This is a genomic window from Streptomyces sp. x-19, from assembly GCF_046549115.1.
In the GTDB taxonomy this organism is placed as follows: domain Bacteria; phylum Actinomycetota; class Actinomycetes; order Streptomycetales; family Streptomycetaceae; genus Streptomyces; species Streptomyces albulus_C.
In genome coordinates, this window is sequence record NZ_JAJPWK010000005.1 from 341,845 (window position 1) to 358,955 (window position 17,111).

Annotated in this window: 14 protein-coding genes; 6 read left to right on the forward strand and 8 right to left on the reverse strand. The window is 72.1% G+C overall.

Going from position 1 to position 17,111, the window contains the following annotated elements:
• Positions 1-401: 401 nt before the first annotated feature.
• Together ACLJT4_RS16245 and ACLJT4_RS16250 are read left to right on the forward strand one after the other, a co-directional pair.
• Positions 402-770, forward strand: a complete 369-nt coding sequence (locus ACLJT4_RS16245; RefSeq protein ID WP_411123029.1) for a PRC-barrel domain containing protein — start codon at positions 402-404, stop codon at positions 768-770.
• Between the two features lie 63 nt (positions 771-833).
• Complete coding sequence (locus ACLJT4_RS16250; protein WP_411123030.1) at positions 834-1,919, forward strand: alpha/beta hydrolase; 1,086 nt, start codon at positions 834-836, stop codon at positions 1,917-1,919.
• Between the two features lie 22 nt (positions 1,920-1,941).
• Here ACLJT4_RS16250 and ACLJT4_RS16255 read toward each other — a convergent pair whose 3' ends face one another.
• A complete protein-coding gene (locus ACLJT4_RS16255) occupies positions 1,942-2,787 on the reverse strand; it encodes an MBL fold metallo-hydrolase (RefSeq protein WP_411123031.1) in 846 nt (281 codons plus the stop codon).
• Positions 2,769-3,365: a TetR/AcrR family transcriptional regulator gene (locus tag ACLJT4_RS16260; RefSeq protein WP_411123032.1), complete on the reverse strand. Its 597-nt coding sequence runs from the start codon at positions 3,363-3,365 to the stop codon at positions 2,769-2,771. The genes ACLJT4_RS16255 and ACLJT4_RS16260 overlap by 19 nt, the downstream gene beginning before the upstream one ends.
• Positions 3,366-3,777: 412 nt before the next feature.
• Between ACLJT4_RS16260 and ACLJT4_RS16265 the strand changes: the two genes are divergently transcribed.
• Complete coding sequence (locus ACLJT4_RS16265) at positions 3,778-4,842, forward strand: D-alanyl-D-alanine carboxypeptidase family protein (protein WP_275466104.1); 1,065 nt, start codon at positions 3,778-3,780, stop codon at positions 4,840-4,842.
• Positions 4,843-4,906: 64 nt separating this feature from the next.
• Here the strand turns inward: ACLJT4_RS16265 and ACLJT4_RS16270 are convergent, their stop codons facing one another.
• Both ACLJT4_RS16270 and ACLJT4_RS16275 read right to left on the reverse strand, forming a co-directional pair.
• Complete coding sequence (locus ACLJT4_RS16270; protein ID WP_411123033.1) at positions 4,907-6,361, reverse strand: hypothetical protein; 1,455 nt, start codon at positions 6,359-6,361, stop codon at positions 4,907-4,909.
• A gap of 285 nt (positions 6,362-6,646) precedes the next feature.
• Complete coding sequence (locus ACLJT4_RS16275; RefSeq protein ID WP_411123034.1) at positions 6,647-8,071, reverse strand: lamin tail domain-containing protein; 1,425 nt, start codon at positions 8,069-8,071, stop codon at positions 6,647-6,649.
• A 266-nt stretch (positions 8,072-8,337) separates the two neighbouring features.
• On the opposite strand from ACLJT4_RS16275, the gene ACLJT4_RS16280 reads away from it, so the two are divergent.
• Both ACLJT4_RS16280 and ACLJT4_RS16285 read left to right on the forward strand, forming a co-directional pair.
• On the forward strand, positions 8,338-8,805 hold the full coding sequence (locus ACLJT4_RS16280) for a hypothetical protein (RefSeq protein ID WP_411123035.1): 468 nt from the start codon (positions 8,338-8,340) through the stop codon (positions 8,803-8,805).
• A 263-nt stretch (positions 8,806-9,068) separates the two neighbouring features.
• Positions 9,069-10,295, forward strand: coding sequence for a cytochrome P450 (locus tag ACLJT4_RS16285; protein WP_411123036.1), 1,227 nt, complete (start codon positions 9,069-9,071; stop codon positions 10,293-10,295).
• An 18-nt stretch (positions 10,296-10,313) separates the two neighbouring features.
• On the opposite strand, the gene ACLJT4_RS16290 is transcribed toward ACLJT4_RS16285, so the two are convergent.
• Positions 10,314-11,051 carry an SOS response-associated peptidase gene (locus ACLJT4_RS16290; protein ID WP_411123037.1) on the reverse strand — a complete coding sequence of 246 codons (738 nt, stop codon included), beginning with the start codon at positions 11,049-11,051 and terminating at the stop codon, positions 10,314-10,316.
• 81 nt (positions 11,052-11,132) lie between these two features.
• A complete protein-coding gene (locus tag ACLJT4_RS16295; protein ID WP_331247288.1) occupies positions 11,133-12,332 on the reverse strand; it encodes a hypothetical protein in 1,200 nt (399 codons plus the stop codon).
• 675 nt (positions 12,333-13,007) lie between these two features.
• Between ACLJT4_RS16295 and ACLJT4_RS16300 the strand changes: the two genes are divergently transcribed.
• Positions 13,008-13,538 carry a GNAT family N-acetyltransferase gene (locus tag ACLJT4_RS16300; protein WP_411123038.1) on the forward strand — a complete coding sequence of 177 codons (531 nt, stop codon included), beginning with the start codon at positions 13,008-13,010 and terminating at the stop codon, positions 13,536-13,538.
• A gap of 140 nt (positions 13,539-13,678) precedes the next feature.
• On the opposite strand, the gene ACLJT4_RS16305 is transcribed toward ACLJT4_RS16300, so the two are convergent.
• Positions 13,679-15,619 (reverse strand): protein kinase domain-containing protein, encoded by a 1,941-nt coding sequence (locus ACLJT4_RS16305; RefSeq protein ID WP_411123039.1) that lies wholly within the window; start codon positions 15,617-15,619, stop codon positions 13,679-13,681.
• A 206-nt stretch (positions 15,620-15,825) separates the two neighbouring features.
• On the reverse strand, positions 15,826-16,953 hold the full coding sequence (locus tag ACLJT4_RS16310; protein WP_411123040.1) for a haloacid dehalogenase-like hydrolase: 1,128 nt from the start codon (positions 16,951-16,953) through the stop codon (positions 15,826-15,828).
• Positions 16,954-17,111: the final 158 nt, after the last annotated feature.

Consider the following 17,111-nt stretch of genomic DNA (forward strand, 5'->3'; position numbering starts at 1 on the left):
CCTCAGCTACGAGCGGCGCCGGACGTGCCCGTCCGGCCGTGAGCGTGGCCTGTGGCCGGCGAGCGTGCCCCCGCCACGGACCGTGAACCAGACACCACCCGTTCCGGCGTCCCGGGTGAGGCGGTCGGGTGGCCGTCCCCGCACGTCAGCCAGGTCGGAGCGGATGGGGCGGCCGGCGCCGGGAAGCGGACGACCGGCGACGACGCCCGCTCGGGGCGGTCGGCGGAGCACCCTCCACCGGCAGCTCCGCGACGTCCCGCCGAGCCGTTCGGAACATTCGGTGGCGTGACGCTCCGTTAGGTGGGTACGGGCTCAGCAGGACGGGGCGGGTCCACGGCGGCGGTCAACCTCCCGGACCCGCCCCGGCCTGACGGAACCACGCGAGAAAGGACCCCTCCACCATGAACGACATCAGCATCTGGGCCTACCCGACGGGCATCGGCCACGAGGGCCACCAGGTGCTGACGGGGTACGGCGTGGAGACGCCGGACGGGAAGCTCGGGCAGGTGCAACGCCAGATGGACACCCCCGGACGGCAGCACCTCGTGGTCGACACCGCGGTCTGGGTCTTCGGCAAGAGCGTGCTGATACCCGCGGGCATCGTGCGGGCCATCGACCCGGCCACCAAGACGGTCACGGTCACCCGCACCAAGGACGAGGTCAAGGCCGCGCCCCGCTTCGCCGTCGACAGCCAGACCACCGATGCGCGCTACCTCGCCGACGTCGGCGCCTACTACGCCCGTCTCGGGGAGCCGGCCCTCTTGATGTGAGGCCGCCCGGCACGGTCGCTCCCGTCGAACGCCCCCAACGGCGCGCGTGGTTGACTACGCCGTATGGACCTCAAGCGAGCCTTCGCCCCGGGCGCCGGCGCAGCCGCCGGTGGCACCTCGGCGCAGTCCGGCCGGGGCCCGGCGACACCGGTCGGTGCACCCCCTCTCGACCCCGAACTGGCCGTGGCGGTAGCGGCGTTGGGTGATGCGGCGCGGCAGCCGTTCACTCCGGCGAACCTCGCGTCGCGACAGGCACGGGACGCGGCGGCCCGCCCCCGGCCGACGGTCCGGGACCTCCAGGCCGACGGCCGCTTCGAGGTGGCGGAACTGCGCGTTCCGGGAGTCGCGGGCGCGCCGGACGTCACCCTGGTGAGCGCACGACCCGCCGACAGCACCGGGCCCCTGCCGCTCCTGTACTACCTGCACGGCGGCGGCCTGCTCATGGGCAACGCGTGGTCCGTGCTGCCCCGGCTGTTGCGCGACTGGGGTCACCCCCTGGAGATGGCCGTCATCTCCGTCGAGTACCGGTTGGCGCCGGGCACGCGGTACCCGGGAGCGGTGGAGGACGGCTACGCCGGACTCGTCTGGATCGCCGCCCACGCGGCGGAACAGGGCGTCGATCCGGACCGCATCGTCCTCGGGGGGAAGAGCGCCGGCGGCGGACTCGCCGCGGCGCTCGCCCTCCTCACCCGTGACCGCGGTGGCCCCACCCCGATCGGGCAACTGCTGCTGTCCCCGATGCTCGACGACCGCAACGACACCTTCTCCAGTCACCAGATGGCCGGTCACGACACCTGGGACCGCACCTCCAACGCCACCGCCTGGCAGGCGTTGTTGGGGGACCGCCACGGGGCCGACGACGTGCCGCCCTACGCGGCTCCCGCCCGCGCCACGGACCTGTCCGCGCTGCCCCCGGCCTACCTGGAGGTCGGATCGGCCGAGACCTTCCGGGACGAGGGCGTCGCCTACGCCGACGCGCTCTGGCGGGCCGGCGGCCAGGCCGAACTGCACGTCTGGCCCGGCGCCTGCCACGGCTTCGACACCTTCGCCCCCGGCGCGGCCCTCAGCCGGCACGCCCTGGAGGCCCGCACCCGCTGGCTCCGGCGCCTCCTCGCCCCGCCCGGAGCGGACGGAGGTCCCGGCCGCTGAGCGGACTGCCGGGACCTCCGGGTCAGGCGGCGGCCTGAGTCGGCACGGCGGCGTGCCGGCGGTATTCGGCGGCGTTGTGGGCCGAGAAGATCCGGACCCGGTCGCCGTGGTCGCGGGCCAGTTCGCGCAGCCGCTGTTGGTTGTGCAGTCGCGCCCGCTTCTCGGTCTGCATCATCGACTCGAACACCGCGAGGCCGGGCGGGCAGTGCGGTCGGGCGGGGTCGAGCTGGCCGGGGTGGAAGTAGGCGTCGCCGGCGTGCAGGAGCCAGCCGTCCCCGGTGTCGACGGCGACCCCGGCGTGGCCCCGGGTGTGTCCGGCGAGTGGGACGAGCAGGATCTCCGGCGGCAGACCGTCGAGTTCACGGACCGCGTCGAACCCCCACCACGGCTCGCCCAGCCCCTCGTACGGTGCCCACGTCGGGCGGTGGGCGAACTGGGCCGTGCGGTAGCGGTTCCGCTCGCGCACGGAGCGAGGGCGTTCGGCCGCGTGCAGCTCCTCGGCGTAGAGGTGCACGGTGGCCTGGGGGAAGTCCACCAGGCCACCGGCGTGGTCGAGGTCGAGGTGGGTGAGGACGACGTGTCGCACGTCGGCCGGGTCGTAACCCAGCCGCGATATCTGCCGGACGACGGGCTCCTCGGGGTCGAGGAGCGGGTTGGTCAGGTGCACGAACCGTCGACCGAGCCACTCCTCGGGGCGGCGGTTCGCCTGGGCGCCGATGCCGGTCTCGACGAGGACCAGGCCCGCGTCGGTCTCCAGCAGCAGGCAGTGGCAGACCATCTCGGCCCTCCGGAACAGCCCCGGCTCGCCGTCGACGAGCCGCCCGCCGGTCGGGCGGAGGGTGCCGGCGTTCAGGTGGTGGACGCGCATCGGGGGAACTCCTTCGCGAGGGTGGTGCGCAGGTGGTCGGCGACCGCGCGCAGCGGGGCGGTGTCGTGACGGGCCTTCGCCAGCAGCAAGGCGCCCTCGATGGAGGCGAGCACGACGGTTGCCAGGGCGTCCGCCCGGTCGGCGGCCAGTCCCTGCTCGGTGAAGAAGTCGGCGAGCAACGTGCGCCAGGAGTCGTAGCCCTCGGCGCAGGCCAGCCGGATGGGTTCGCTGTCCGCCGCGGCGTCCAGCGTGACGGCTGCGAGCGGGCAGCCGCGTTGGAAGGCGGAGGCGGTCAGCAGACCGATCAGGAGGTCCATGACGGCGTCCACCGCGCTCGCCGGGTCCGGGGCCCCGGCGACGGTTTCGCCGAGGACGTCGCGCAGGTCGCCGCCCGACATCCGGAGTGCCTCGGCGGCCAGTTGCTCCTTGCCGCCGGGGAAGTGGAAGTACAGGGAGCCCTTCGGCGCACCGCTCGCGGTGACGATCTGGTTGAGCCCGGTGGCGTGGTAGCCCTGCGTGTGGAAGAGCTCGGCGGCGGACTCAAGGATCCGTCGCCGACTGTCAGTTCGGGGAGCCATGGTCGTCACGCTAGCCCAACTATGACGACCGGTCTAGTTAATTGAGGATCGGTGAGCGGGGGAGTGCCGGCCACGCGGTGTTCCCACGGCATGCGTCGTTCCTGGGGCGGATCGTGACCGCGGCGCATGTGACGGGCGTCGTCAACGACTCTTCCGCGCAACGCGCTTGGCGTCCGGCGGGAGGTGGGTGGGATGGTCGCCCCTCGTGACGCAGGGGAGCCGGCCGGGCGCTGCGTGCGAGCTGCCTCACGGAAAACGCCAGTCACCTGCACAACACATACACACAGGTGAGCGCTGTTGCCTGACTATGACAAAGCCGGCTTGACAGTGACTGTCATCGCCCAAGTAGGTTCATTGTGAACTGAATTCCCACTACGTGCCGGCGTCCCCTCGCCGGCTGGAGGAACGCCCCATGGGTTCCCATGCACGCCCCAACCGCATACACCGCACCGGAGTCCGGATCGCGATGGTCGCACTCGTCGGTGCCGCCCTCCCGATCACCGCCGGTGGCCTGGCCCAGGCGGCCACCCCAGGTGCCACGCACTCCGCAGACGAGAACGGTCAGCAGGGCGGCACGGCCACCACGACGGCCGACCGGAACCAGGGCGCTGCGCAGCAGCTCCAGCCGTCCCAGGGCGGCCAGCACGCCGCGGGTGGCACGGGCGCCGTCGCGCAGGACCCGAAGGACCAGGCCGCTCCCCAGATCAACGCCGACCACGCCTTCCTGCTGGACGCCCGCGACGGCAGCCAGGAGCGGGAGCTGTGGGCCGGGGCCAAGGCGGACGAGAGCGTCCCGATGGCCAGCACCACCAAGATCATGACGGCCATGGTGGTGCTCAAGCACCCCGAGTGGCTGGACCGGCAGATCACGGTGAAGCAGGAGTACCGCGACTACGTCCAGAAGGTCGGCGCCAGCACCGCCGACCTCCAGACCGGTGACACGCTGACCGCCAGGCAACTGCTGCACGCCATGCTGATCCCGTCCGGCGCGGACGCCGCGCGGGCCCTGGCCGACAACTTCGGCTCCGGGGACACCGAGGACGCGCGGATCGCCGACTTCGTGAACCAGATGAACGCCGAGGCGCAACAACTGGGCATGACCTCGACGCACTTCGACGGCGTCGACGGCTTCTCCAACGGCAACAACCACAGCACCGCTCGCGACCTGGCCAAGCTCGGCCAGCGCGCGATGCTGCAGCCGGTGTTCGCCGACGTCGTGAAGAACAAGCAGTTCAAGACCGAGGCCCCGGCGGCCAACGGCCACACCCGGTACTACACCTGGGTCAACACCAACGAGCTGCTGACCACCTACGACGGCGCCCTGGGCGTCAAGACCGGCAGCGGCCCGGAGGACGGCTACTGCCTGGTCTTCGCCGCCAAGCGGGACAACCGGACCCTGATCGGCGTGATCCTCAAGGACGACAAGGGCCGCTTCGACGACGCCACCAAGATGCTCGACTGGGGCTTCGCCCACTGAGCGGCCGACCCACCCGGTGCTGAGTTGCGGCACCGCGTGCGGTCCGCCGGCCCCTGACCCGGCCTCACGGGGCCGGTGCCGGGCCGGTGTCCGGATGTCGGGCGGGGTGGTCGAGCGGGCGTCGTTCGTAGACGCTTATCCGCCGGCCCCGCTCGACGACGTCCGAACGGAGCGTGAAGCGTTCGGCCAGGACGCGCTGCTTGGTGAGATCGCGGACCGAGGGGGACCGTTGGGGGCCGGGGTCGGTGACCAGCACTATGCGCCGCGCACCCAGCATGGCCCGCTCTATGGCCTGCGGCGCGGCCTCCACGCCCTTCAACGTGCCGGACTCCACCGGGCTCCGCGCCAGTGCGAGGTCGCGCAAGCCGGCGAACTCGCCGGGCGAGACGAGGGCGGTGTCGCGGTGTGCGGCGGGGACGTAGAGCACCCCGTCGGCGCTGCCGCGGACGCGGCCGACCGTGGTGGCCGCGGTGAGCACGTCGTCCACGCGGCTGCCCACCGTGCGGAGGCGCAGTTCGAGGGGGAGGAGGGCGAGGAGGGCCAGTGCGACGGTGGCCGGCAGCAGCATGCGGGCGGGTGTGCGCAGGCGCGTGCCGAGCGTGCCGAGCAGAGCGCCGATGAGTAGGGCGAGCCCCACGTAGGTGAAGAGCACGTAGCGGGTCAGGTAGAGGGGGTGGACCAGGGAGACCAGGGCCAGCGACAGCTGCGGCACCGCGCAGAGCGGGAGGGCGACGGCCGCCAGCGACACCCCCGGGCCCGCCCCGCCGTGGTGTGCGCGGCCCGCCGGACCGCCGCGCGACAGGCGGGCGCAGAGGGCCGCGAACGCGATGATGCCCGACATGCCGAGGACGGTCGACCAACCGAGCGGCGCGATCCAGGAGACCAGGGCGACCTGAGTGCGACTGGTGAGGATGACCGGCAGGGTGCCGACCACGGCTCCGGTGGCGGCCAGTCCCCAACGTGCCCACTGGGCCCGGCCCGGGCGGACACACACCATGGTGACGCCGTGCGCGACCACGGCGAGCAGCGAGAACCAATGGAGCCAGGCGGCGCACAGCGCCGTCCCGGCGTACCACGTCCAACGCCAACTGCCCTTCCGCGCCAGGATCTCCACGAAGAGCCAGGTCTCCAGGACCACGAGGACGAGGACCAGGGCGTACGAACGGCCCTCCTGTGCCTGTTCCTGAACGGCCGGCACGACGGCCAGGGCGAGCCCCGCCCCCATGCCGACCCGGTGCCCGGCGAGCCGGGTGCCGAGCAGCCCCGTCAGCCCGCACGCGGTGGCAGCGGCCAGTACCGAAGGCAGCCGCAGGGTGAGGAGACTGTCGCCGAACAGGGCGAACACGCCGTGCATCAGGGCGTAGTAGAGGCCGTGGACGACGTCTGCCTGGCCGACCATGTGCGCCAACTCGCCCAGGGAACGGTGTGCGGCCTGCCAGGTCGCGGCCTCGTCGCGCCACATGCTGTGCTCGCGCGTGATGCCCCACAGCCCGAGTCCGAGCGCGAGGAGGCTCGGCACGCCGAACCCGGACAACCTGCCGTGTCGCACTGTTCCCCCAGAATCGCAGTGGCGCCAGACACCACCGCCCTGTGCCCACAGGGGGCGGAGGGCGGGATGGAGCGTCACGCTAACAAGCGGGTGGGGAGATTCGGCGCTGTCGACCGCGAACGGGTGCAAACGGTGCGGTGCCCGCGGGGGCGGGCGCACGCGAGGGATGTGGCCGGCCGGACCGGTGCCCGGCCCACGACGGCGGAGTGCGACCCGGCGGGCGTGCCCCGGGCCGCACTCCCGCCGACGTGCGGTTCAGCAGGTGACGGTGCCCCTGCGCAGCGCGTGGCCGTCGTCGTTGCTGTCGTCGGCCCAGTACACCGGCTTGGTGCCGTTCACGCACGCGTCGGCGCCGGCCACGGAGAAGCCCTCGTTGTTGTAGTTGGGCATGCCGCTCGGGCGGTCGTAGACGGCCGTGGTGACGAACGCGCCGGACGCGTCGACCTTCATGGTCCGGTGCTGACCGTTGCAGGTGTCGTCGCAGACCACCCACAGGCGTGCGGCCTGCGGCTCCCACTGGAGTTCCATCACGCCGGTCATGCCGCTGTCGAGCGTGGCGACGCGGGTGTACGCGCCGGAGTCCTGGAGCACGTACCCGTAGACCGTGCCGGTGCCTTCGACGCCGACGAAGAAGACGCCGCCGGTGTGACTGCCGTACCGCTTGGGGGCGTAGGCCGATCCGGTCGAGCCGTCCTTGAAGCCGGACGAGGTCAGGTAGGCGTCGGGGACCCAGGTGATGCCCTCGAAGCCGAGGTTGGCGCCGACCGGCGGCAGGTCGGCGGTGAGGTTCCACTCCTTGGCGGCCGTCAGCGTCGTACCGGAACCGCCGGCGTCGTACTTGAGCACGGACAGGCGGCTGGTCCCGGACGCGTCGCCGTTGCGCTCGCTCGCGACGAAGACGCCGCCCGCGGAACCGGCGCCGGTGAGCGTGACGCCCTCGCTGTCCGGGCTGCCGGAACCGCCGGGGAAGCGGAGCGTCTTGCCGGACTTCCACCCGTTCGCGGTGTCCGGCTGCCAACCACCGGAGCCGTCCGGGACCAGTCGCCAGAGCGTGCCGGAGTTCTGTGCGCCCCACATGACGCCGCCCTCCTGGTACAGGCCGCTGAGGTCCTCGCCGAAGACGTCGGCGGCGTCGGCGGTGGTGACGGAGCCGCCGCCGGGCCACGCCGTCGGTGCGGGGCCGCCGTTGCCGCCGCAGTCGTTCGCCGCGCCCAGGGTCAGTTTGGCCGCGCCGAACGTGCCGGTGCCGTCGGGGCAGCGGGACCAGGAGGGGGCGGAGTGACTGCGCCAGCCGAAGGCGTCGACCAGGGTGGTGCCGTCGGGGTGGTAGAGGCGCGCCTGGTCGTTGGAGCCCAGGCCGAACGCCGCGTGCACGTCGAAGGCCCGGAACGCGCCGGGGGCCAGGGTCGTGCCGGACGCGATCGGGTACGAGGAGCCGTCGTTGTCGTCCTTGAGGATCCAGCCCGAGAGGTCGACGGCGGCGGAGCCCTTGTTGTACAGCTCGATCGAGTCGTTGACGTTGCCGGTGGTCACCACCTCGTTGATGCGGATGTCGTCCGCGGCGGCCGCGTGGGCCGAGGGCGGCGCCAGCAGCGTGGCGGCGACCAGCGCGGGGCCGGTGAGGGCGGCGCAGCGGAAGGCGAGGCGTCGCCGCCATCGGGAAGCGCGTACTCCGAGCACGATGTCCGTCCTCAAGGCCGTGGTGACAGGGTGACAGAAGAGTTCCGACCGGGGCCGAACTCCCGCCTGCCGGTGGGGGATCGCCCGGTGAACGCCAGCCTAATTGCCGGGCGGTAGGGGCGCGCCCCCTCAGGTCACGGAGGCCGCGGGCCGGCGTCCGAGCGCGGCGCGTATTGGCATAGGCACGCCAAAAATCATGAGGGGTTGTCTTGTTGTCTGCGGGGGCGCGTGCCTCAATTGGCTCCCCCTCACAAAGGCGGTCTCCCATGAGACACGGCAAGCTCGGCATCGCCTCCTTACTCGGCGTCGGCGTCGCCCTCGCGGGCACCCTCGCGATGGCGCCGGCCTCCGCCGCGGTGACGCCGGACACCGCGACCCTCTCCTTCGACTGCGGTAGTTACGGCTCCGGTTCGGCCACGCTCACCGCCACCCAGAGCGGCACCGACGCCACCATCAGCGTGTCCACGTCGGCGATCACCTCGCCCCTCGACATCGGCGCGAACTCGGTCTCCTCGAAGCTCACGCTGACCAAGAACGGCTCGGACACCGTGGTGTTCAGCGGCAATTCCAACCCGGCGATCCCGGCCGGCGGTGCGGTCTCCACCGGCCCGCTCACCGGCACCGTCGCCACGGGCGACCAACTGGAAGGCTCCTCACTCCAGGTGGTGGTGTTCGGCATCACCGCGACCTGCAAGGCCACCTCGCCCCAGTCGCCGGGGCCGTTCGTGTTCTGACGCCGGGAGGTGCGGCACGCCCCTACGGCACCAGAGTGCGGCCCGCCCGGTCGGCAAGGGCGGGCCGCACCGCGCACCGGTCGCACCGTGCCGCACGACGGCGGTCACCCGCGCGGCACCGTGCGGGTGCGTGCCGAGGCGCACGACGGCGAGGTCGTCCCGGAGGTCGCCGACACCGGTCCGGCCCGTGACAGAACCGTGTCAGCGGCGTGTCAGGCCCGCCGGCCAGAGTGAGGGTCCTAGCCGCCACGAAAGGACCTGTGATGACTCAGACGATGCCCGTTCCGCACGGCCTGCCCATGGACCGCGATGCCAACCCCTTCGACCCGCCCCGCGAGATCACCCGGCTCCGTGCGGCCCGCCCGGTCAGCCCGCTGGTCTTCCCCGACGGCCACGAGGGCTGGCTCGTCACCGGCTACGACGCGGTCCGCCAGCTCATGGCCGACACCCGGTTCAGCTCCCGCCTGGACCTCGGGGTGGTCCACGTGCCGTACGAGACCCCCGGCATGCCCGTCCCCACCGAACCGTCCCCGCAGATCCCCGGCGTGTTCATCGCCATGGACCCGCCGGACCACACCCGGCTGCGGCGCAGGCTCACCGGCGCCTTCACCGTCAAGCGCATGAAACAGCTCGAAGAGCACATCGTCGAGGTCACCGAGCGGCAACTGGACGCGATGGCCCGCCTGGCCCCGCCGGTCGACCTGGTCAGGGAGTTCGCCCTGCCGGTGCCCTCGCTGGTCATCTGCGAGCTGCTCGGGGTCCCCTACGAGAACCGGGACACCTTCCAGACCAACTCCGCGAAGTTCCTCGTCAAGGAACAGACGCTGGAGGAGAAGATGGCCGCGTACGGGGCGCTGACCACGTACCTGGCCGAACTGGTCACGAGCAAGCGCGCCGCCCCCGGCGAAGACATCCTTTCCGACCTGGCCCGCCACGACGACCTGACCGTCGAGGAGCTGACCGGCATCGCCTTCCTGCTGCTGCTCGCGGGCCACGAAACCACCGCCAACATGCTGGCACTGGGCACCTTCGCGCTCCTGGAGCACCCCGACCAGCTGGCGGAGCTCCGCGCCGACCCGGACCTGCTGCCCGACGCCGTCGAGGAACTCCTGCGCTACCTGACCGTCGGCGACGTCTTCTACCGCTACGCAACCGAGGACATCGAACTCGGCGGGGAAACCATCGGCAAGGGATCGACCGTCGTCGTCTCGCTGCTGGCCGCCAACCACGACCCCCGGCGCTTCGAGCACCCCGACACCCTGGACGTCCACCGCAAGGCCCGCGGCCACCTGTCCTTCGGCCACGGCGTCCACCAGTGCCTGGGCCAGCAGTTGGCCCGCGTCGAGATGCGCGCCGGCTTCGCCGGACTGCTGCGCCGCTTCCCGACCCTGGAACTCGCCATCCCCGCCAACGAGGTGAAGCTCCGGACCGACATGAACATCTACGGCGTCCACGAGCTGCCGGTCACCTGGACGGAAACGGCCGGGTGAGCACGTCGGCCGCGCACGTCACCCGGGCGGGTCGAGGAGGTGGGGACCGTTGTTGCGGACGCTGTTGACCGCGGTGCCGACCGCCCGGGCGTCGAGCCGGCCGCCGGCCGGTGTGGTCAGCAGGGCCCGGAGTTCGTCGGTGTCGTGGTGCGCCGGGTCCAGCCACTGGTCGTAGTGGTCCGGGGCGATGGCCAGCGGCATGCGGGGGTGGATGCGGCCGGCGGCGTCGATGGCCTCGGTGGTGACGATGGTGCAGGTCGTCCACCACGCCGCGGGATCGTCGTCCGACGCCACGCCCGGGTCGCGCCAGAACTCGTACAGGCCGGCCAGCGCCATCACCTGCCCGTCCTCGGGGCTGATGAAGTACGGCTGCTTGCGGGGCTTCCCCGTCGAGCCCGGGGCGGCCGGGAGGGGCTGCCACTCATAGAAGCCGTCCGCCGGGAGCAGGCAGCGCCGCTTGGCGAACGCGCGCCGGTAGGCTGGCTTCTCGTGCACCGTCTCCACCCGCGCATTGATCATCTTCGCACCGACGCCCGGGTTCTTCGCCCACGACGGCACCAGCCCCCACCGCACCGCGCGCAACTGCCGCTCCACCGCCCCGGTGCCGCGGTCCAGGCGTTCCCACACGGTCCACACGTCATCGGTCGGCGCCACGTTCCAACTGGGCGCGACGAGGTCCGCCGGGTCCCACTGCGTGACGTGGAAGAGGCCGCTGAGGTCCTGGGGGCTGCGGGTGGCAACGAATCGGCCGCACATGCCCACACCTTGCCACGGCCCCGGCTGCCGGCCCGGCAACCGGGGCGTCCGCACGGCGCGGCTGCCCGTGCCCCGGGGCCGTCACCGGCGTCCGGTGAACTGCTGTCCCACCCCGAGTCGGCGCAGGTCGGCGAGGACCTGCGGGTCCTGGGCGTCCAGCCAGTCGCAGAGCTGGCGGAACGAAACCAGGTGGACGTCCTTGTTCCGCTCGTCGGCGATGTGCTTGAGCGCCTCCTCGACGGCGTCCATGTAGATGCCGCCGTTCCACTGCTCGAAGTGGTTGCCGATGAAGAACGGCGCGCGGTTGGTCTCGTAGGCCCGTTGGAATCCGGCGATGTACGCCTCGCTGGCCTGCTTGCGCCAACCCGGGTAGTTGGCCGGCGGCGCCTTGGTGGAGTTCTTCGACTGGTTGGCGAGGATGTTGTAGTCCATCGAGAGCACCTCGAAGGAATGGCCGGGGAACGGTATCTGCTGCAGCGGGAAGTCCCATATCCCCTGCTTCTTGCGGGGCCACATCTGCAGACCGCCCGGGGAACTGGCGTCGTACCGCCAGCCGCGCTTGCGGGCGGTGGGCAGCAGGTTGTCCTGGCCGAGCAGGCAGGGCGTGCGGCCGCCGACCAGTTCCTTGTCGTAGTCGAAGGGCAGCGCTTCGAGGTCGGTGAAGCCGGTGTTGGTCCGCCAGTTCTTGACGAAGGACACCGCCTGCTCGATCTCGTCGTTCCACTGCGCGGGGGTCCAGTGCGCCACGGAGCCCGAAGCGGTCCCGCAGAAGTGGCCGTTGAAGTGCGTTCCGATCTCGTGGCCCTCCAACCACGCCGCCCGCACGTTCTGCAACGTCGCCCTGATGTGGTCGTCGGTGAGGTAGCCGATGTCGGAGGCGCCGACGCGGTTGTTCGGCGGGCGGTACATGCGCTTCTTCTGCTCGGGCAACAGATACAGCCCGGACAGGAAGAACGTCATCGAGGCGTTGTGGTCCGCGGCCAGCTTGCGGAACCGCGGGAAGAGCCCGTTGCCGACCTCGCCCGCCCCGTCCCACGAGAAGACGACGAACTGCGGCGGCTTCTGGCCCGGTTCCAGCTTCTGCGGCGTCGGCGGCTGGTGGGGCTGCTTCCCGGTGAACGCGGTCGAGCCGTCCCCGATCGGCTTGGCCGGCGTCCCGCCGGGGTTGGCCGCGACGGTGTCGGAACCCGACGGCCCGAAGGGCGAACAGCCGGCCACGGTGAGTGCGGCCGCCGCTCCCACCCCGAGTCCCAACACGCCCCGGCGGCTCAATGCACGCATGACAATCCCCATCGCATTCGTTCGGAGTTCTGGTCTGTGGGGCACCCAGAACGGAGTGACTGGGACGCCCAGAAGGAGGCGGGGAGGCGGGTGCCGCGCTCGCCGCGTCCCGCCCCCGAGAAGGGCAACTTCTCAGCGGAAGGCCAACGGAGCGGCAAGAGCGGAGCAACGGAAGGCCAAGGGAAGAGCGACGGAGAGCCGGCGCCCCGCGGTCCCGGGCCGTGGCCCGGGAAGTCTTCGGCGTCGCCGGCTGCGCCATGCCTCCCCAGCGCGACGCAGCCGGCTCCCCCCCAGTCAAGGGCGCCGCACGTCCCGACGGCCCATCGCCGCGTGCCCTTGCGGCAGGGTCCGTCAGGGACGCCCGGCGTGCGCACGGCACGGCGGAGGAACGCTACGGGCGGGCCCCGCCCGTTCCGTGGAGTGTCCCACCTCGTGCATGCGTGCTCCCCCGTTCGACGGGCCGTCGGAGCCCGGAAGCTCCGGCGGTCCTCGACCAACGCCCTTGTACGTCCCCGACTCTGCCGTGGATCACTAGCGCACCGATAACGCCTCGCTAATGACGGAAACCCCCGACGCCAACGAAGACGGGCCCGGACGTTAGGCCCCAGCAGTCCCAATCAAGCCGTCCGGGCCAGCGGCGTCGCAGGCCGATCCCCGTGGCAATAGGGTGCCGCTGTGAACGACACCACGCGTGACCTACGGATCAGACCTGGCAGCCCGGCCGACGCACCGGCCATCCTCGACATGCTCGACGCCGCGGTGGCCTGGATGAACGCCCGCGGCAACACCGAGCAGTGGGGCACCACCCCCTACTCGCAGAAGCCCGGCGGGGTGGCGCGGGTCGAGCGGTACACGACCGAGAACGCCCCGTACATCGCGGAGTTGGCCGGCACCGTGGTCGGCGCCCTGGTGCTGGACTCCGGCCCCAGCCCCCAGATGCCGATCGCGCCGGCCGGGGAACCCGAGCGGTACGTAAGGCTGTTGGTCTCCGACCGCCGGCACGCCGGCCTGGGCGTCGGGGCGGCACTGTTGGCCCACGCCGTCGAGGAGACCCGGCGGGCCGGCGTGCAACTGCTGCGCGTCGACTGCTGGGCGGGCGGCGGCGGCGAACTGGTCGCGTTCTACGAGCGCAACGGCTTCACCTCGACCGAACCCTTCCGGTCCGGTACGTGGCCCGGGCAGGTGCTGGCCCGACGGGTGGGCTGACTCGGGGTGCGGTGCTCCGACCGGAGGGCGTCGCCGCTCGACCGCCGGGCGCCGACGCCCCGCACCTCAGGCCCCGGCGCCCGCCGGTGGCGCCGGCCGGCCGGGGGAGGGCACCCGCGCGGCCGGCCGACCGTCACGGCTCACTGCGCGTCGCCGTGCGCCAGCGCAGCGACCCGCCTCGGGCCCAGCGCCCGGTCGAAGACCTGGACGTTCTTGATGCCGCCGGAGAAGAAGTCGACGGGCCGGCCGCCCAGGGCGGCGCGGCCGATCATGAGCGGGCCGGGCCGGGTGACGGGCCGGGTGTCGGTGGCGGTGCCCTGCTGCGTACCGTTGACGTAGAGGTGCAGTCGGTGGGCGCCGGCGTCGCAGACCCCGACCAGGTGGGTCCAGGTGTTCAACGCGGGCGGCTGGGCCGCGAGTGCCCGGACGCCCGGCCGGGAGAACGCCCACCGGCGGTCTTCGCCGGAGTACTGGAGGAAGAACGAACTGCTGTCGGTGCCTTGACTGATGACGGTGGCGAAGCCGTTCGGGCTGGTGAGGTAGACCCAGGCGGAGATCGTGAAGCTCTGCCCCGGGCCGGTGTCCAGCACCTGGCCGCGGGTGACGATCTGGCTGCTGACGCCGTTGAAGAGGGCGGCGCCGCTGTTGCCGATGCCCCAGCGGACATCGGCCGCTGTGCCGTCGTGGGCACCGACCGCGTCCGCCGCCAAGGTGCCGGCCTGCTCGTCGAGTCGCCAGACCGCGACCGGCTCCGGGCCGCCGGGCTGAGTCGGCCGGGTCGGCTGGGGCGGCTGGGTCGGCGGAGTGTCGTGCTCGTCGAGCGAGAGGGCCACGGGCACGCCCACCGCCACCACGGCCGCCGCGGCGGCCGCCGAGATCAGCAACGTGCGGCGGCTGGGGCCGCGCCGGGCCGCCGTCCCGTCCGGAAGCGGCTGTGCCTGCGGGGGAATCGGCAGCGAACCTGCCACCGGCGTGTCCTGGACGTTCGGCACCGGCGTCTCCGCGACGCTCGGCACCGGAGTCGGCGGCACGCTCGGCACGGGAGCCGGGGGGTTGCCCGGTGCGGGCTGTGCCGGGGTCGCGGGCGCGCTCTGCACCGGAGTCGGCGGGGCGGTCGGCGTCCGGGACGCGGCAGCGGCGGGCACCGTCGGCGCCCCGTCGCCCGGTCGGCTGCCCGGATGGGTCGCTGCGCCCGGCGCACCGGAGTCCAGGGTGCCGCCGATCGTGTGGTGGCTCTCGCCCGAGGAAGCGTCGCCGCCGTCGGAGGCGGCCTCCCCGGCCGCCTCGCCGCACCGCGCGAGGATCTCCCGCGGCGTGGGGCGCTGGGCGGGGTCCTTGGCCAGGCAGTCGCTGATCAGCGCGCGCAGGGCGGGGTCGGCGACCGGACTGATGTCGGGGCTGTCGTGGACGACCCGGAAGAGAAGGGACGCCAGATGGCCGTTGCCGAACGGATTGCCGCCGGTGGCCGCGTAGGTCAGCACCGAGCCGAGCGAGAAGACGTCGCTGGCCGGACCGATCTCCTCGCCGTTCACCTGCTCCGGCGACATGAAGCCCGGCGAGCCGAGCGCGAACCCGGTCATGGTGAGGGAACTGCCCTCGACGACCCGGGCGATCCCGAAGTCGATGACCCGCGGCCCGTCGGTGGCGAGCAGCACGTTGGAGGGCTTGAGGTCGCGGTGGACGAGCTGTGCGCCGTGGATCGACACCAGCGCCTCGGCGAGCCCGGCGGCCAGGGCGAACACCCGCGCCGTGGGCATCGGCCCCCAGTCGGTGACCGCGCGCTCCAGCGACGGGCCGGAGATGTAACTGGTCACCAGCCAGGGTTCGGGCGCGTCCGGATCGGCGTCGATCACCGGCGCGGTGAACGCCCCGCTGACCGCGCGCGCGGCGTGCACCTCCCGCCGGAAACGGGACCGGAAGTCCGGCTGGTCGACCAGCGCCGCGTGCACCACCTTGACCGCGACCTGGCGGCCACCGGGTGAACGCCCGAGGAAGACCCGCCCCATGCCGCCGGCGCCCAGCCGCCCCAACAACTGGTATCCGCCGATGGAACGCGGGTCGTCCGGATCCAGCGCTGCCACAAACCCCTCCCGCGTCGTCGACCCGGTCATTTTCGGCCGGGCGGCCTCCAGCATAGGGGGCCGTCATGCGCCGGTCGGCGCGCCCTCCGGGCGGTCGATGCCTGATCGACGGTCGACTCCGGGACGAACCGGAGCAAGACATGCCTAGGCCGGGGGCGCCGGAGGAAGCCGCAGCCCCTCCGGCGCGCGACGCAGCCGGGACCACCTCAGTCGATCTGCTCGGGCGTCACCGTCAGCCAGTGCTTGTCCGCGGTGACCTTTTGGCCCAATTCCTTCTGGCGTTGGGCGTTGGCGCGCTTCATCGCGTCGAGCTCCTTCATGGAGCTCTCCTTGCGGTTCACCCACACCCGGACGCCACCGTGCTCCACGTCCGTGGAATGGAAGAGCATCGGCCCGTCGCTCTTGGGGGTGTCACCCGCCGCGAGGATCGGCTTGCGCCACTCGTCGATGTAGGTGTTGATCGCCGCCGGCTTGCCCTCGTACCAGGTCAACGGGGCCCACAGGGTCGGCGTCAACTCCCGGTCGGCGAGCTTCTTCGGGTCGAAGCGACCGGCCGCGATCTCCTTGCGGGCACTGGTGACGTCGCCCGTGGTGCGGTCCTTCAGGAGCATGGAGACGCCGATGACGTTCTCCGGCTTCACGTCGTACCCGTACCGGGGGTCGCTCAGCACCATCCGCACCAAGTCCTCGGACGCCGCGCTCACCACGTACACCTCCACGCCGTGCCTGCGCAGTGCGTGGTAGAGCTCCTGCATGCCGCGGGAGAAGCGGGGGGCCTGCACCTCCGTCCTGGTGAGCTTGCCGTCCGCGTAGTACTCGGCGGGGATCGGCTTGTGGTAGGCCAGCAACTCGTCCACGTACCCCTTGAGCTGCTTGAGGGTGAAGCCCGAGAAGACCTGGGCCGCCCAGGGGTAGCAGACCTGGTCGTCGACCTCGCACAGGCGGTTGTAGTAGCTGTACAGGCTCTCCTTGTGCGTCGCGGTGTCCTTGAAGGGGATGACCTTCAGGGACGGCGCCATGGACGTACGGGTCAGGACGCCCTTCATCTCCAAGAAGGGGAGCAGCGCCTCTTCCAAGTCGTTGCGGTACGTGGTGTTGTCCGCGTCGAAGACCGCGTAGGCGCCCTTGTGCTCGTTCGCCGTGATGACCTCGCCGAGCTTCTCGGCCACCGGCGCGGGCCAGTGTTTCAGTTCCGCCGACGCCACCCGCGACGACGACCCGACGGCCTCGGCCTCGTTGCCGCCCGGCCACAGGGCGCTGCCCGCGAAGACCGCGGCGGCCAGCACCCCCGCGGTGCCGAAGGCCGCCAGCTTGCCCCTTGCTCGTACTGCCATGGTTTCCGTTCCTCCGAGGACTACCCACCGCCCCGACCGGAGCGGCGGGTAATCGTACGGTTCCGCACGGGAGTTGCCCATGAGGGAGGTCACCGTGGGCGCTACGTGTGACCAGGCAGAACGGGGGTAGGGGAGCCGGTTCAGGATCGGGCGGGCGG

Coding starts and splice junctions, on each gene's coding strand:
- ACLJT4_RS16245 (WP_411123029.1), top strand. CDS start 402: ATGAACGACATCAGCATCTGGGCCTACCCGACGGGCATCGGCCACGAG.
- ACLJT4_RS16250 (WP_411123030.1), top strand. CDS start 834: ATGGACCTCAAGCGAGCCTTCGCCCCGGGCGCCGGCGCAGCCGCCGGT.
- ACLJT4_RS16255 (WP_411123031.1), bottom strand. CDS start 2,787: ATGCGCGTCCACCACCTGAACGCCGGCACCCTCCGCCCGACCGGCGGG.
- ACLJT4_RS16260 (WP_411123032.1), bottom strand. CDS start 3,365: ATGGCTCCCCGAACTGACAGTCGGCGACGGATCCTTGAGTCCGCCGCC.
- ACLJT4_RS16265 (WP_275466104.1), top strand. CDS start 3,778: ATGGGTTCCCATGCACGCCCCAACCGCATACACCGCACCGGAGTCCGG.
- ACLJT4_RS16280 (WP_411123035.1), top strand. CDS start 8,338: ATGAGACACGGCAAGCTCGGCATCGCCTCCTTACTCGGCGTCGGCGTC.
- ACLJT4_RS16285 (WP_411123036.1), top strand. CDS start 9,069: ATGACTCAGACGATGCCCGTTCCGCACGGCCTGCCCATGGACCGCGAT.
- ACLJT4_RS16290 (WP_411123037.1), bottom strand. CDS start 11,051: ATGTGCGGCCGATTCGTTGCCACCCGCAGCCCCCAGGACCTCAGCGGC.
- ACLJT4_RS16295 (WP_331247288.1), bottom strand. CDS start 12,332: ATGCGTGCATTGAGCCGCCGGGGCGTGTTGGGACTCGGGGTGGGAGCG.
- ACLJT4_RS16310 (WP_411123040.1), bottom strand. CDS start 16,953: ATGGCAGTACGAGCAAGGGGCAAGCTGGCGGCCTTCGGCACCGCGGGG.